Consider the following 15,978-nt stretch of genomic DNA (forward strand, 5'->3'; position numbering starts at 1 on the left):
ATTTGCAAGAATGGAGAGGAGATATGTTTAAACGATTAAGGATCGTTTTTGCGATCATAGCAACAGCAGCATTGTTGTTTCTCAACACGGGTCCATTTATTTTATATGCATCAGCATGGGGAGAATCGAATACATGGACGACATCTCCATCGTGGACTAACGAGCCCACTTGGAAAACCCCGCCTAAATGGGAGACGCCACAGTGGAAATCTCCTGGCTGGAATACACAGCCATCATGGAAAACGCAGCCAAATTGGCAGAATCCTGGCTGGAATACTGACCCATCATGGAAAACATCACCAGATTGGAATTCGCCGGGTTGGGAGAATCAGCCAAATTGGAATTCACCTGGGTGGGAAACGCAGCCTGGGTGGGAAAACCAGCCAAATTGGAATTCACCTGGATGGGAAACGCAGCCTGGATGGGAAAACCAGCCTGATTGGAAAGATCCAAATTGGAATGACCCGAATGGGGGAAACTCTAATTCGAACCCGGCACCTGGGCAAAACAACAATATAAATGATCCCACTTCTCCAGATGGAACAAAGCCAAATAATCCGGGTGACCCAAACTCCCCAATACCACCAGATGCTAATAATCCACAATCGAATGATCAAACGAATAATCAAAATAGTTCTGAAACAGGAAAGAATAAAAATAATAAGTCAGAGGATGATCTGTCAGGTCCTTTTTTTGAATTTAAAGAAGTGACTGATAAAGGTGCAGCTACCTATTTTATAAAGGATATTGTTGGAGGAAATATCAACTTAATCGATCAAAGTTTGAGAAAAGGAGATATCACTCTAGAAGATTTTCTTAAAAGTCATAAAAAAATGGGGATATCTGGTTTTAAGCTATTTACGAAAGGTGACCCCACAATTGATGCCTTATATGACGCGTACGACCTAGCAAAAAAACCAAAAGAAGTTTATGATAAGTACAAAACTTTTAAAGAAGTTAAGAAAGTAGATGACCTCAGAAAAGCTGGGGATTTAATTGAATACACCCGGAAATCTAAAGAATTATATGAAACGGGAAAATCCTTTTCAACTGGAAATGCGATTGTTTCCGCCATTACGATGCCATTAACAATATGGGATGCGATAGGGAATTATAACAAGTTAAATAATAATGCTAGTACGGCTGAAGAAAAAGCTGATGCAAAATGGGGGTTAGTAGATAATGCAGGCAGCCTAATAACAGGAGCAGCACCTTTTGTGGCGATGATTCCAGGAGCTCAGCCAATTGCAGCAGGAATGGTTGTAGTAGGTGCAGCAATCAGTGTCGTAAGCTTAGGCAGAAAGTTATGGAAGAACCGACATGAAATCAAAGATAACGTTATGAAAAAGGCCAAGAAAGTTGGGAAATGGTTTAAATCGATTTTTAAGAGGTGAGTAACGAATTTTGATAGATACAAAGCCTTCAAAAACACATGAAAAAAATATTAAGCAATATAAAAGTTTATTAGAAAAATGGGATATGTGGGACTTCGCCTATTTTGATGGAAGGGACTACTATTTTCTTACTCAATTTGAACAGATTTTAAAGGGAATTACAGGATATTTAATTCTAGATTACAAAGGAAATATTGTCCCATTTGAAGAAGCGAAGGCTCCAGCGCTCGCATTAGTAAGCTTTAATACGATGATCCATGGTGCAATGAAGGAAATGGTTCCACAAATGCTGAAGGATATGTCGCCATATAAGGATCTTGTATCGTTAATAAACAGGCATAAAGCTGATTTAGTTCGAATACAGCCGAATCTCGAAGCATCTATTGAAAAAATCATTACCCATACAACCTATGCGTTAGGAAACAGCAAAAGGATTGAAGATATCATTAACACATTAGGTAATTTACAACGCTTTGCTACGAGGAAGCATGGCTATTTTGATGACGATATTCTTAATGACATGCAAGCTGAAAGTGTAAAGTATAATGTCATGATGTATGATTACGGACTAAAGGAATTTGAACTAATGGATGATTATCAGCAGGTTATCAATGGATTGAGTGAGGGAACTTCCAATGTCCCTTCATCCGCCCGCAAAAAGATTTCTGATCTTTTACGGGCTTCTATTCAATCAAATAATGGTGCTTTAAAAAAGACTATGCGGGGGTTTGTTGAAGGATTTGCGGAGGAAAATATTAAGCTAGACGAATCAAATTTGCAGCAATCATTTGATAAAAAAATGACGAAAAGCGGATTGAAGGCATTCGAAGAAAAAATTGTCCCTAAAATTAGAAATCCAAAGTAATGGCAGGTAAAGTACATGAAAAGAATTTTATCTAATTCAATATACTTGTATTCAAGTAAATTTATCTCACTCATTTGTATGTCGTTATTGACGTATGTCCCCCTATTATTTTTGCATACGATCATAGTTAATTATCTATATAATGAATCTCGGTTTATGGAGTATCCTGGTATTGTCGGAGATGCAGCCAATGGAATATTCATGCTCGTTTTTCTAACCATTGCCCAAGTTCCGTTTATTAAGCTAACAATGCTCGATCATGAAGATGAGGAATCTATATTTCGTAAATCTCTAGGTTTTTCACTGGATAAAGTGATTTCTTTATATGTTTTTGCCTGCTTGTATTCATTATTAGTATTTTTGGGAGGAATGCTTTTTATCATTCCGGGTTTAATCGTTTTACTTCTTTTTTATTTTGTTCCCTATTTTATTGCGGATGGTGTTAAGTCTTATAAAGTAGCCATTCGAAAGTCAGTCAGCCTAGTAAAAAAGCGTTTTTTAATTACATTTGTAATCATTGGAGCCATAACGGCCATTCAGCTATTATTTGAAAATGTATTATTCTTTTTTATTTCTATCTATACGGATGTATATTTCGTATTTTTGTTTACAAAAATTATTTTACAGATGTTTATTTTGCCATTCCAAATCATCCTTGTAACAAATTTATTTATTGATATTAAGGAAGAAAATACACTTGAACTCGAGACGAATTCCCTTATTAAAGCTAGGATGTAGAATGAGTGTCAAATGGTAAAAATGCTGAGACAAAAGGAGCTTGACATTTTATGATAAAACAGACGAAGAAGCGCTATATCATCATATCCATTTTATTAGTTTCTATCATCTCAGCATTTTTATTAAGTATGGCTTTCTCGAAAAATCAGCCGAAGGAAGCATCTGTACAGCCTGAAGGGAATCAGGAAGAAATGGAAGAATCAGAGAAGGATGCAGAAGAGGGTCAGCAACCGAAGCAGCAATTAAATGCAGATGAAATTTTGGCTAATCTTCCATCAACATTAGAAAAGGTCGATGAGATCGTTAACTACCCTGTTGGGGTCTTTTCGGGAAAGAGTTATCGCGAGTTAAATAAAGAAGAAAAGCAATATATATTAGAACACTTTGAAAAGCTTCCTATTATCGAAAATTCAGACGGGAAACAAAATCAGCCTGCAGAGGAAGAAATCGAAGCGTATTGGCGATTAGCCTATTCCTTGTTTCATGAAAACTATCCAGGTCCAAATGATATTTTAAAAGAATTAAATACAATCCTATTTGGAAGACCGGATTTAGAGGATGACCGGTATCGCTTTAAAGAGCATTTGAATGTGGAAATCATTTTAGATGCCAGTGGCAGCATGGCCAAAAAAATCGATGGCAAGCCTATGATGGATATGGCTAAAGAGGCAATAAAAGAATTTACCGCAGACTTACCGAAAGATGCACATGTGGCTCTACGTGTTTATGGACATAAAGGAAGCGGCTCCAATCAAGATAAACAGCTTTCATGCTCGAGCAATGAACTTGTTTACCCGTTAAAAAAATATAGTGCCTCCAGTTTAAATTCAGCTTTAAGGAAATTTAAACCTTCAGGATGGACGCCACTTGCTAAAGCTATTGAAGAAGCCAAAAATGACTTAGCGGATTTTAATGGCGAGAATCATACAAATATTATTTATTTAGTGAGTGATGGGGTTGAAACGTGTGAAGGTGACCCTGTAAAGGCAGCAAAGGAATTAGCAGATTCAAATATTACACCTATCGTTAACATTATTGGCTTCAATGTGGATAGCGAAGGGCAAAGACAATTAAAAGAAATTGCAGATGTGGCAAAAGGAACATATACAACGGTTTTAAACCAAGAAGGGCTTTCAGAAGAATTCGACCGTTCAAAAGAAATCGCCCAAAAATGGGAAGAATGGGTTGCAGATGCTGTCGAGCAATTAGAGGATGAAAATAATCATCAATGGGATAACATCTTTAATGCTTCAACCATATGGTTGGAAAAAAATAAACAGCAAAGAATGAACATTATGGATGTTGCAGATGATTTACATAAAAGCGGTCAAATCAGTAAGAAATCTGCTGAGATGATAAAAGAAAAAGCAAATGATCAATCTAGGAAGATACTAAAACTAAGTGCAGATTTAAGAGACGGTCTTTGGGTGCTAAAAGATAAAAAATACGAGGAAGTTAAAGAGGAAATTGATAAGCTATTTAATGAAAATGTCGAGCGGTTAAAAAACAGGAAAAAGTAAGACATTGCCAATCTAGCTGCATAACCAATAGCAAGATAGGATAAATAAAAACAAGACCTCCTTTCATTCAATTTAAAAAGGTAATATGGAGTACTCTAAGCTGATAGTTATTTCTCTATCGGCTTATTAAATTCCAAAAGTTCTTGATAGAGGTAAGCCTTTAATCGGATCGTTCAAATAGTGTTGCAGAATCAATTTCATCTTCAGATTAAAGGGATAATTTGTGAAACAAGAAACTATTTTATTGTAGGGAAGTAAAGAACAAGGACGTATATATGTGGAAAAACAGAAAGTGGAGTAAAAAACCTTTACAAAGCCTTCCATTTTATTTTTGCATAACTTTTGAAGAGGACTTCTAGAATGGATGTGTTTTTCGGAAGTAAGCCTTTAGTCTATCGTTTAAAAAGGTATTTATACTTAGAAACTAAACTTCAGCCCAAACGTAAAAGATGATTGTTATATAAGGAGTGAGTTGCAATATTGATAGACACAAAGCCTACCAAACTACACGAAAAAAATATCAAACAGTACAAAAAAATATTTGAAAAATGGGATATGTGGGATTTTGCCTATTTTGACGGAAAAGATTATTATTTTTTAACTTTATATGAGCAGGTCCTTAAAGGAATTACAGGTTATTTGATTCTAGACTACAAAGGGAATATTATTCCCTTTGTACAGGCAAAAGCCCCGGCTCTTTCTTTAATTAGATTTAATACGATGATCCATGGGGCAATGCAGGAAATGGTTCCGCAGATGCGGAAAAATATGACTCCGTACAAAGAAGTAGTATCCTTGTTATCAAAATATAAAACAAATCTAGTTAGTAAGCATCCCAATCTGGAATCATCTGTTGAAAAGGTTATTCAATACACAACACACGCGTTAGGAAACAGTATACGAATTGAGGGGTTTATTAATAAGTTAGGCCATTTGCAGCGTTTTGCTACGAGAGAGCATGGATATTTTGATGATGAAATCTTAAAGGCAATGAAAGAAGAAAGTGTTAAGTATAATGCCATGATGTATGAGTATGGTCTCAATGAATTTGATATGATGAATGATTACCAGCAAATTATCAATGCTTTAAGCGAGGGATCTTCTACTATTCCTTTTGCTGACCGTAAAAAAATAAATGAACTATTGAAGGCAGCGATGCAATCAAATAATGGTTCCTTAAAAAGGACAATGCAGGAATTTGATGATGGGTTTAAGGAGGTAAATGTACTTCTAAATCCAGCAAATTTAGAGCAATCGTTTGATGAAAAAATGTCAAAAAGCGGGTTGAAGGCATTTGAAGAAAAAATAGTCCCTATCATTCGAAATCCATCATAAGGCAGGTATAGTACATATAAAAATAAGAACCCCTTTCATTTTATTTGAAAAGGGTTCTTATTTTTATTTAATTTAGCAATTATCCACATTTAAATCGGTCACTGGCCACCAGAAGAATCCATCTTTTTCTAATAATTGATCTGCTTCTCTTGGTCCCATCGTTCCGGATTCGTAGTTCGGGAAGTTTTCCGCTTTTTCCGACTCCCAAACTTCAGATATTTTATCGACGAAGCTCCAAGAAAGGGCCACTTCGTCCCAATGGGTAAAGTTGGTAGCATCTCCCCGCATGCAGTCATATAATAGCTTTTCATATGCTTCTGGCGTATTGATTCCATCAATTCCTTTATTGGCAAAGTTCAATTTTACAGGGGTGGCCTCCACATTCTGTCCGCTCTTTTTAGCATTCAAATAAAGTGAAATTCCTTCACCAGGCTGAATGTGGATAACGAGTAAATTTGGATTTAATGTTTGCTCTGATTGGTAGTACAAGTTCATCGGGATATCCTTAAATTGAATGACAATCTTCGTTGACTTCGTCTCCATCCTTTTTCCTGTACGGATATAGATAGGCACCCCAGCCCAGCGGAAATTATCGATTAATAGCTTCCCAGCTACAAATGTTTCCGTATTAGAGGAAGGATCAACCATCAGCTCATCCCGATAGGCAGGCACTTCTTGTTCATTGATTTTTCCTTTGCCATATTGCCCGCGTACAAAATGTTTAGTAACAGCCTCTCCCTCTAACGGACGCATCGCACGAAGAACCTTCACCTTTTCGGACCTGATTTCTTCCGTTGTGAGGCGAATGGGCGGTTCCATCGCGAGAAGAGCAACCATTTGCAGCATATGGTTTTGAACCATATCTCGGAGCGCGCCGCTTGTCTCATAGTAACGTCCGCGTTCTTCTACACCAAGTACTTCACTTGATGTAACCTGGATATTAGAAATATAGCGATTATTCCATAATGGTTCAAAAATTGCATTGGCAAAACGGATTACTTCAATATTTTGTACCATTTCTTTTCCTAAATAATGGTCAATTCGATAAATTTCATTTTCTGAAAAAGCATTGCGAATTTGCTGATTTAGCTGCTTCGCTGATTCTAAATCATGGCCAAATGGCTTTTCAATGACAAGCCGCTTAAAGCCTGTTACATCTGTCAGTCCATCTGATTTTAAATGCTCAGCAATCGTCCCAAAAAATTCAGGCGCCATGGCTAAATAAAAGATTCGATTCCCTTCTAATCCATAGCGATTGTCTAAATCAGAGGCCATTTGTTTTAAGGATAAATAGGAGCTTGAATCTGTGACATCGTGTGAATGATAATGGAAGTGAGAAATAAACTCATCGAGATTTTCACTTCTATCAGAAGCAGTCTCAATCGATTCTTTCACACTTAATTGAAATTCTACATTTGAGAGTGCCCGTCTTGCCACACCGACTACTGCAAATCGTTCAGATAGCTTATCTTTTTGATACAATCGATAAAGCGATGGGAATAATTTTCGTTTAGCTAAATCTCCTGTTGCGCCAAATATCATAATTAATGCAGTTGGTTTTTCATTATGTATCACGTTTCTTGACCCTCTTTTCAACAAGAATTCTTTTATTATAAAAGAATAAAGGATGATTTTCATCATAAATATCTCACAAATATAGTTTTTCGCGAATACATCCTTCCTATCCAAATGTTTTTGATTAAAGATAATATGGTATAGTTAGTACATTCAATATAGCACGAATTTACATTTAAAGCTTTAAAGGGGAGTTTTGTATGGATGTCTTTTTTTTAGGCACGGGAGCAGGAATGCCTGCTAAGCTGCGAAATGTTACTTCAATTGCATTGAAATTGCTGGAAGAGCGGGGAGCAATCTGGCTTTTCGACTGTGGGGAAGCAACCCAGCATCAAATTTTACATACATCGATTAAGCCGCGCAGAATTGAAAAAATTTTTATTACCCATTTGCACGGGGATCATATTTACGGGCTTCCTGGTCTCCTATCAAGCAGATCTTTTCAAGGAGGAGAGTCAGAGGTTGTATTATATGGGCCAAAGGGGATAAGGGAGTTTGTTGATATCTCGCTATCTGTTAGCCAGACCTATTTGAAATATCCGCTGAAAATAATTGAAATCGAGGATGGAGTCATTTTTGAGGATGAAGAATTTAAGGTAGAGGCGAAACTTCTTGAACATGGCATTCCCACGTATGGTTTTCGAGTAATCGAAAAGGACAGACCAGGTACATTGCTTGCTAATAAGCTGATGGAAGCAGGGATACAGCCAGGACCACTCTATAAAAAGATTAAAAATGGAGAGTCTGTTAAGCTTGAAAATGGAAATGTGATTGAGCCTGGCGCTTTTTTAGGGCCTGCACAAAAGGGGAGAATTGTAACGATTCTTGGAGATACAAGAATATGCGAGGCTGCCATTCAATTAGCAAAAGATGCAGATTTGCTTGTTCATGAAGCAACGTTCTCGACTGGAGAAGAAAAGCTTGCATATGATTATTATCACTCAACAACTACTCAAGCTGCACATATTGCCAAAGCTGCGAGTGTGAAAAAGCTGTGTTTAACTCATATTAGCTCAAGATATGATCGCTCAGATTGGAATCAGCTTGAGGAAGAGGCAAAAATGATTTTTGAGAATACTGTTATCTCGGAGGATTTTAAAGAAATCGCTTTGCCAATCTGTAAAGAAAATTGAATTTTTCCGATAATTTTATTGACTTGTCCAAAAATGCATACTATAATCTCATTTAAACCTAAACATTATATTCATAAAGCTATGAAGAGTATCTATTAAGTCTTATTTCCCTGTTAGAGAGAGTCAGTGGTTGGTGAAAACTGATACAAAGGTAAGATGAATTTCAGCTTGGAGCTTTTTCTTGCTGCATATTTGTGCAGGAAGAACGGAAGAATCCGTTAACATGTCAAGTGGAAAGTCACATGCTTTCAAAAAGGGTGGTACCGCGTGAAAAAATCACGTCCCTTTTAGATAGCTGTGGCTTTTTTGTTTTTAGTAAGAAATCGGCCAATTTCTGAACGAATCATGCTTATTTGAAACTAGAGGAGGAGCAGATGATGCAAAATGAACAATGGTCTTCAAAAATTGGCTTTATACTAGCTTCTGCTGGTTCAGCAATTGGACTAGGAGCAATTTGGAAGCTTCCTTATGTAACAGGAAATAGCGGTGGCGGTGCATTTATATTATTATTTTTAATTTTTTCCTTGCTTATCGGGTTCCCGCTTTTACTAGGTGAGTTTGTCATTGGGCGCAGTACAGGAAAGGAAGCAATTTCTGCATACAAGACGATTGCGCCGAAGTCTAAATGGCATTGGATTGGTTATTTAGGCGTATTTACTTGTTTCCTTCTTCTATCATTTTATAGTGTAATTGGCGGCTGGATTATTAAATATTTATTTGCTGGTTTTACGGGAGGAATGCCTGCTGAGGCGGAAGGGTATCGAGCATTTTTTGAAAGCTCGGTTGCGAAGCCTCTTGAGGTGCTCATTTCTCAAGGGATCTTTTTAATGATTACCATTGCAGTTGTTGCACGAGGCGTGCAAAAAGGGATCGAGCAAATAAGCAAAATTTTAATGCCTGCTCTATTCTTATTATTCATTGTTTTAATTATCCGCTCCTTGACATTGGACGGGGCGATGGATGGTGTTGCCTTTTTCTTAAAGCCTGATTTTTCAAGCCTAACATCTGAAAGTGTCCTTTATGCGATGGGGCAATCGTTTTTCTCATTGAGTGTTGGGGTTTCGGTTATGGTAACGTACAGCTCCTATTTATCAAAAAAGGAAAACCTTCTGCAGCCAGCGTTATCGATTGTGGTCATGAATCTATTCATCTCCATTTTAGCTGGACTTGCCATTTTCCCAGCTGTGTTCTCTCTAGGGTTTGAACCAGCAGCTGGTCCGGGATTATTATTTATTGTTTTGCCGTCTGTCTTTGACCAAATAGTTTTTGGAAAAGTATTTTTGCTGCTGTTCCTTTCATTGTTCTTATTCGCTACGCTCACATCTGCTTTTTCCATGCTTGAAATTGTTGTCGCGGCGTTGACGAATAAGAAGGGGAAAGGGAGGGCTCGAATGGCTTGGCTAATGGGAGCGGCGATTTTCGTAGTCGGCATCCCTTCAGCCTTATCTTACAGTACATTATCTGACATCTTAATTTTTGGAAAAAGCATTTTTGACAGTGCCGATTTTCTTGTCAGCAATATATTGATGCCAATTGGGGCTTTACTTATCTCTATTTTCGTTTCGTTTAAAATGAAGAAGGATCTTTTAAGAAGTGAACTGATTCAGGGGAAAAAAAGCTTGAACTTTATTTTTACAGTTTGGTTTTTCCTAATGAGATATGTTGTTCCTCTTGTCATTATTATTGTCTTCCTTGATACGGTGGACTTAATCTAAACAAAAAGCGGGATGGACAAAAAGTGTCCATCCCGCTTTTTATTAAAACAGCCACCCGCGCTCATATTGCTTCGGTGGTTCAAGGTCTACGCCAAGCTCTTTTGCTGCGGTTCGCGGCCAGTATGGATCACGCAGAAGCTCACGAGCAAGGAAAATTAAATCAGCGCGCTCATTTTGGAGAATCTCTTCTGCATGCAGCGGTGCTGTAATTAAGCCTACTGCACCCGTAGGAATACCCGCTTTCTCTTTAATTATTTCGGAGAACTTCACCTGGTAGCCAGGGTACGTATGAATTCTTGCCGGAACAACTGCACCGGAGCTAACATCAATAAGGTCAATTCCTTGTTCTTTCATCCATCTGCCAAATTGGACATAATCTTCAGCGGTTAAGCCTTTTTCATGATAATCATGAGCAGATACTCGAACGAATAACGGGCCATCCCATACCGTTTTAATTGCTTCAATGACTTCGCGAAGGAAACGATATCGATTTTCGGAAGAGCCGCCGTATTCGTCAGTACGCTGATTAGAAAGAGGGGATAGAAATTCATTAATGAGATAGCCATGCGCTCCATGGATTTCGATGATATCAAATCCGGCTTTTTTTGCTCTTTCTGCCCCTTGCTTAAAGGCTTCAATCGTTTCCTGAATTTCCTCTCTTGTCATTTCTTTTGGCTGTTTCATTTTTTCATTGAAGGCTAGAGCGGAAGGTGCAAGGATTTCACCCTCGAGCACTGCTTTTCGGCCAGCATGGGCAAGCTGAATGCCTGTTGTTGCTCCATGTTCCTTCATTAAATCAGTGAGTTCCTTTAACCCGGAAATATGGTCATCGCTCCAAATCCCTAAGTCATTTGGGGAAATCCGGCCTTGTGGCGTAACAGCAGTTGCTTCTAAAATAATCAATCCAACCTGACCGACAGCACGGCTTGTATAATGTGTCTTATGCCAATTCTCCACCATGCCATCCTCGTTTGGGCACGAATACATGCACATCGGTGCCATGACAATCCGATTTTTAATGGTTGTATTTTTAATTGTGAAAGGGGTAAATAGCTTTGCTTCCATTAGAAAAACCTCCTTCTTTCTGTATGGTGCTTTTCTCTAGTATAACAATCGCTTCTTAAAATGAAAAAGAAGTAGCTTAACTTGAAGATTGGCAAAACTATAATGGAATTTGCAGAAAAAAACAGAATGGCAAAATTATCGAATGAATTTGCAAGAAAAATAGGTAATTTGCAAAATTTAAAAATACTGCAGTTACACCTTCATCCCTGCACGAATATTATCGCCTAGCCGCTTAGACTGGGCAGTTGCCTCTTTAATGCAATCAATAAAGGCATGTTGTACTCGATAGTTTTCCAATACCTTTAATCCAGCTTCTGTTGTTCCGCCAGGACTTGTTACTTCCTTCCGAAGCTGATCAGGTTCTTTTGCTGATTTAGATAGCATTTCCGCTGCTCCTAGCAATGTTTGTACGATGAATTCTTTTGCAACTCTTTTTTCAAGTCCAATATCGATTGCGCTTTTTTCCATTGCTTCCGCCAGATAGTAAATATAGGCTGGACCACTACCAGACAAACCGGTGACGGCATCGAGCTGCTCTTCTTCAACGATTGCTGTTACGCCGACAGTTGCGAACATTTTTGATACTAGATTCATCTGGCCAGCTGATACTTTCTGATTTATCGCGAGAGCAGTAGCCGATTTTCCGACTGCTGCTGATGTATTGGGCATCGCTCTTACGATAGCCAAAGGTTTTTCTGCGAGCATTTCAATACTGTTTATCGATACGCCAGCCAATACCGAAATAATAAGCATATCTTCTGTGAGGTACTTTTTAATATGCGCAATTGCCTCAGCTGCATCCTTTGGTTTCATTGCTAAAATAACAAGGCTAACATTTTGAAAAAATTCATCTAAATCATAGGTTGTTTGTACATTATATTGATTTTGTAAGGATATTAGTTTTTCATGATCTGTTTTGTTAGTAACCCAAATTTGCCTGCTATCCATGAGTTTATTATTTACGATGCCAGCTATTAAAGCCTCCGCCATGGAGCCTGCACCAATGACTGCTAACTTCTCCATTTCGTACTCCTCCTGTATGAATGAATAATAGTAAATAAAAAAGCCCTTCCATCCTGTAAAGGACGAAAGGACTAAGCTTTTCGCGGTACCACCTTCAATTACCCTTTTATAACATTGCAAAAAGGCATCTCAACTCCGTTAACGCCGGAAAACACGTTTAGGTTTACCTAACCGCTCATAAGATAGGTTCAATGGTCAAGTGGACGGTGAAGCCTTTCAGCCTATTGAGCTTCACTCTCTTTCGCCTTTTTCCATTTACTGGTCTTACTCATCGCTATTTTCAATTTAAAGATATTAATAGTGATTATGAAGGTGGACAAGCATGGTTGTCAAGGATTAATTATTTAAATAAACAGAAAATAGTCTTTTGTTATTGTAATTCCAAATGCTTTCTTAATTCACCCTGAACCCTCTGTTTTTCTTCGTCAGGCACAATAAAATAATAAATATCTTTGATTAATTTCCCATCACCTTCAATAGACAATTGTTCGACCGTTTTTGCAGCATGGCGGTAATTTTTCTGAATATCGGCCATTTCGTTGAAAATAAGGTTCGTCTTAATATTTTTTCCTAATGCACTAAAAATCTTCTGATATTTTGTTAAGGATGAAAGACTTGCTCCTTTATTAATAACTGCCTGGATCACTTCTCTCTGCCTTAGCTGACGGCCAAAATCTCCTCTAGCATCCTCGTATCTCATACGTGAAAACATTAATGCTTCTCTTCCATTTAAAGTGATTTCGCCTTTAGGAAAATGTTTTCCATTAACGGTAAAGTCTAAATCATTGTTTACAGTCACTCCACCAACAGAATCGACGATATCCTTGAAGCCTTCCATATTAATTTGCAAGTAGTAATCAATGGGAATATCCAAGAAATCTTCTACGGTTGCCATTGACATTTCAACCCCGCCAAATGCATAGGCATGATTTATTTTATCTTCTGTTCCACGGCCAACAATTTCTGTTCTCGTATCACGCGGAATGCTGAGCATTTTGATGGAATGAAGATTTGGGTTAACAGTTAAGACAATCATTGTATCAGAACGCCCGCGGTCTCCCTCACGTTCATCAACCCCAAGCATTAGAACAGAGAATGGCTCTTTTTTTTCAAACGTTATCTCTTCTATTCTTTTTTCAGATAGTTCTCTTTCAATCGGCTGATGCATCGTGTCAACCGCATCTGTCAATGATTTATATACTGAATATCCATATACGCCAGTACCGATTAGCATGAATAAAATGATCATCCCAACTACTCTGAGCCAGGTTCTTTTTTTCTTATTGGATTCAGATCTCATTTCCTTGTCCTCCATTAAAAGGGTAGGTCTTTTTAATAAAGAATATAACAGATATTCTTTCAAAAGAACATGAAAGACTTGTATAAAAAATATGAATATTCAGTTGAATGTGGTGTCCACTGCTCATGGACAAAACTGCTTCATTTGTCCAAAAGCGGTGCCTGGCACTTTTAATTATGTGAAAATAATGACAATTGCTTAAAAGAGGGTTACACTTATTTATATACACGACAGTTAGCAAAAATACGTGAAGATATTTCTATCGAGATATAGTAATTTTTTGAGGAGTTGGAAAAATGGCAGAGTGGAAAGATGGCATTGCAAAAATAATTATCCCGACCCCTTTTCCAGTCGGAGATGTAAATGTATATGTGGTGAAAGGAGAGAGACTGACGCTCGTTGATGTTGGGCCGAAAACAGATGAGGCGTGGCAAGCATTGATCGAGCAGCTGAAAGAGTTAGAATTAACAACAGATGCTATTGAGCAGGTCGTGCTAACCCATCATCATCCGGATCATTCTGGTCTTTTAGATTATTTTTCACCAGTTTTGGAAGTGTATGGTCATCGATATAATCAAAGATGGATATCTCGTACGGACCAGTTTCTAAAGGCACATGACGAATTTTATCTTCAGCTTTTTGGGGAATTTGGCATACCAGAACAATATTTTCCATTGATTGGGGCATTGAAAAAAACGCTGCGTTTTGCATGCCATCGCTCACTTACTGGTGAACTGGCCGAAGGGGATACCCCTTTTGGTCTTGGGGAATGGAGGGTTGTTGAAACACCGGGGCATGCCCAGAGCCATATCGGTCTACTAAGGGAAAAGGACGGTGTATATATAGGCGGAGATCACTTGCTTGCCCATATCTCGCCGAACCCCTTATTAGAACCGCCTCTTCCAGGCGAAATGGTGCGCCCAAAACCTCAATTACAATATAATGAATCATTAAGGAAGCTTTCAAAGCTTCCGATTCAGCTTGTCTATTCGGGACATGGCGATGATATTTATCAGGTGAATTCGCTGATTGAAAAAAGACTGGCTCGCCAGCACGACAGAGCAATGAATGTAAGAAAATGGCTTGAGGCAGAGTCGCTTACTGTCTTTGACATTTGCCGCCGGCTCTTTCCAATGGTCTATGAAAAGGAGCTTTCTCTAACTATTTCAGAGACCATCGCTCAGCTTGACTATTTGCTTGCAATCGGGGAAATTAATGTAAAGAAGGAAGAGAAAGCATTTTTATATTATGTTTAGTTCTAAAGTTAAAGTGAGGGGACTGCATGTCTGATCGATTAAAAAATAGAAATATAATTATTACTGGAGCGTCAGGGGGAATTGGGGTAGAAATGGCTGCGCTTTGTGCCAGGAGTGGGGCGAATCTTGTGCTGCTCGCCCGAAATCTTGAAAAGCTGAATGCCTTGAAGACCGAATTAGAAAATCGATTTCATGTTCAAGTAGATGTACATAAACTTGATGTTTCCAATATGGATGATGTGCAGGCTGTTTTTTCAAACATCCTTGCTCAGCTTGATCATGTCGATGTTCTTGTGAATAATGCCGGTTTCGGGATTTTCCGTGAGGCTCATGAGGTAAGAATGGATGAAATAAAAGGAATGTTTGATGTAAACGTTATCGGCTTGATGGCTTGTACGAGTATGGTGCTGCCAAAAATGAGGCAGCAGCGAAGCGGACACATTATTAATATTGCTTCCCAGGCTGGGAAAATTGCGACGCCAAAATCAAGTGTATATTCCGCAACGAAGCATGCAGTACTCGGGTACACAAACAGCCTTCGTATGGAGCTTGCCCGCACGAATGTCTATGTAACAGCCGTTAATCCCGGACCGATAGAAACGGACTTTTTTACAATTGCTGATGAAAAAGGCACATATGTTAAAAATGTACAGAAATACATGCTAAAACCAGCATATGTGGCCAAAAAAGTTGTTGATTCCATGCTTACTCCTACTAGAGAAATTAATTTACCGCGCTGGATGCATGCAGGAAGCATTGTTTATGCTCTTTTTCCTCGTTTGTTCGAACGGATAGGTCGAAAAGCGTTTGATCAAAAATAGCCGCCGGTTTATGGCGGTTTTTCTTGTATCTAAAAATAAGGAGAATCCGTTATGTAGCCATAAACAACATCGTTAACAATATCGTGCAAATCATCTTCCTCTTTTTTTGCCGCAACAATTTTATTATAAATTTCCTCAAATGTTCTGCTGTTTATTGTGAGTGAATCGCCTTCCTCATTGTATTGCTTTAAGCAATTCTGTACCATTTTTAAAATAAGTTTTCGGTTCATTTCCTTGC

The 15,978-nt window shown here is 38.2% G+C and carries 14 protein-coding genes and 1 other annotated feature; of the genes, 9 read left to right on the forward strand and 5 right to left on the reverse strand.

Features of this window, described 5'->3' with window-relative positions:
* Nucleotides 1-23 precede the first annotated feature (23 nt).
* The 5 genes from RUH74_RS01055 to RUH74_RS01075 all read left to right on the forward strand — a co-directional run bounded on the left by RUH74_RS01055 (nt 24) and on the right by RUH74_RS01075 (nt 5,852).
* Nucleotides 24-1,394: a hypothetical protein gene (locus tag RUH74_RS01055; RefSeq protein WP_313798384.1), complete on the forward strand. Its 1,371-nt coding sequence runs from the start codon at nt 24-26 to the stop codon at nt 1,392-1,394.
* A 10-nt stretch (nt 1,395-1,404) separates the two neighbouring features.
* On the forward strand, nt 1,405-2,259 hold the full coding sequence (locus RUH74_RS01060; RefSeq protein WP_313798385.1) for a hypothetical protein: 855 nt from the start codon (nt 1,405-1,407) through the stop codon (nt 2,257-2,259).
* Nucleotides 2,260-2,274: 15 nt separating this feature from the next.
* Nucleotides 2,275-2,997: a hypothetical protein gene (locus RUH74_RS01065; protein ID WP_313798386.1), complete on the forward strand. Its 723-nt coding sequence runs from the start codon at nt 2,275-2,277 to the stop codon at nt 2,995-2,997.
* Between the two features lie 50 nt (nt 2,998-3,047).
* A complete protein-coding gene (locus tag RUH74_RS01070; protein ID WP_313798387.1) occupies nt 3,048-4,517 on the forward strand; it encodes a vWA domain-containing protein in 1,470 nt (489 codons plus the stop codon).
* A gap of 480 nt (nt 4,518-4,997) precedes the next feature.
* Nucleotides 4,998-5,852, forward strand: a complete 855-nt coding sequence (locus tag RUH74_RS01075; protein ID WP_313798388.1) for a hypothetical protein — start codon at nt 4,998-5,000, stop codon at nt 5,850-5,852.
* Nucleotides 5,853-5,924: 72 nt separating this feature from the next.
* Here the strand turns inward: RUH74_RS01075 and zwf are convergent, their stop codons facing one another.
* Nucleotides 5,925-7,394: a glucose-6-phosphate dehydrogenase gene (zwf, locus tag RUH74_RS01080; RefSeq protein WP_396229757.1), complete on the reverse strand. Its 1,470-nt coding sequence runs from the start codon at nt 7,392-7,394 to the stop codon at nt 5,925-5,927.
* A gap of 233 nt (nt 7,395-7,627) precedes the next feature.
* Between zwf and rnz the strand changes: the two genes are divergently transcribed.
* Both rnz and RUH74_RS01090 read left to right on the forward strand, forming a co-directional pair.
* Nucleotides 7,628-8,560: a ribonuclease Z gene (gene rnz / locus RUH74_RS01085; protein ID WP_313798390.1), complete on the forward strand. Its 933-nt coding sequence runs from the start codon at nt 7,628-7,630 to the stop codon at nt 8,558-8,560.
* Nucleotides 8,561-8,632: 72 nt separating this feature from the next.
* Nucleotides 8,633-8,849, forward strand: a binding site (T-box leader).
* An 85-nt stretch (nt 8,850-8,934) separates the two neighbouring features.
* Nucleotides 8,935-10,275, forward strand: a complete 1,341-nt coding sequence (locus tag RUH74_RS01090; RefSeq protein WP_313798391.1) for a sodium-dependent transporter — start codon at nt 8,935-8,937, stop codon at nt 10,273-10,275.
* 42 nt (nt 10,276-10,317) lie between these two features.
* On the opposite strand, the gene namA is transcribed toward RUH74_RS01090, so the two are convergent.
* From namA to tagU, 3 genes are all read right to left on the reverse strand, one after another.
* The gene (gene namA, locus RUH74_RS01095; RefSeq protein WP_313798392.1) at nt 10,318-11,340 is read right to left on the reverse strand and encodes an NADPH dehydrogenase NamA; all 1,023 of its coding nucleotides are present in this window, start codon (nt 11,338-11,340) and stop codon (nt 10,318-10,320) included.
* A 192-nt stretch (nt 11,341-11,532) separates the two neighbouring features.
* On the reverse strand, nt 11,533-12,363 hold the full coding sequence (gene proC / locus RUH74_RS01100) for a pyrroline-5-carboxylate reductase (RefSeq protein WP_313798393.1): 831 nt from the start codon (nt 12,361-12,363) through the stop codon (nt 11,533-11,535).
* A 370-nt stretch (nt 12,364-12,733) separates the two neighbouring features.
* Entirely contained in the window at nt 12,734-13,663 is a 930-nt protein-coding gene (gene tagU / locus RUH74_RS01105; RefSeq protein ID WP_313798394.1) for a polyisoprenyl-teichoic acid--peptidoglycan teichoic acid transferase TagU, read from the reverse strand.
* 296 nt (nt 13,664-13,959) lie between these two features.
* Here tagU and RUH74_RS01110 point away from each other — a divergent pair, with 296 nt between their 5' ends.
* Nucleotides 13,960-14,919, forward strand: a complete 960-nt coding sequence (locus tag RUH74_RS01110; protein WP_313798395.1) for an MBL fold metallo-hydrolase — start codon at nt 13,960-13,962, stop codon at nt 14,917-14,919.
* Nucleotides 14,920-14,945: 26 nt separating this feature from the next.
* On the forward strand, nt 14,946-15,740 hold the full coding sequence (locus tag RUH74_RS01115) for an SDR family NAD(P)-dependent oxidoreductase (RefSeq protein WP_313798396.1): 795 nt from the start codon (nt 14,946-14,948) through the stop codon (nt 15,738-15,740).
* A gap of 29 nt (nt 15,741-15,769) precedes the next feature.
* Here the strand turns inward: RUH74_RS01115 and RUH74_RS01120 are convergent, their stop codons facing one another.
* The gene (locus tag RUH74_RS01120) at nt 15,770-15,970 is read right to left on the reverse strand and encodes a YqzH family protein (protein WP_313798397.1); all 201 of its coding nucleotides are present in this window, start codon (nt 15,968-15,970) and stop codon (nt 15,770-15,772) included.
* Between the last annotated feature and the right edge of the window lie 8 nt (nt 15,971-15,978).

This window comes from Cytobacillus sp. (assembly GCF_032154635.1).
GTDB lineage: Bacteria > Bacillota > Bacilli > Bacillales > Cytobacillaceae > Cytobacillus.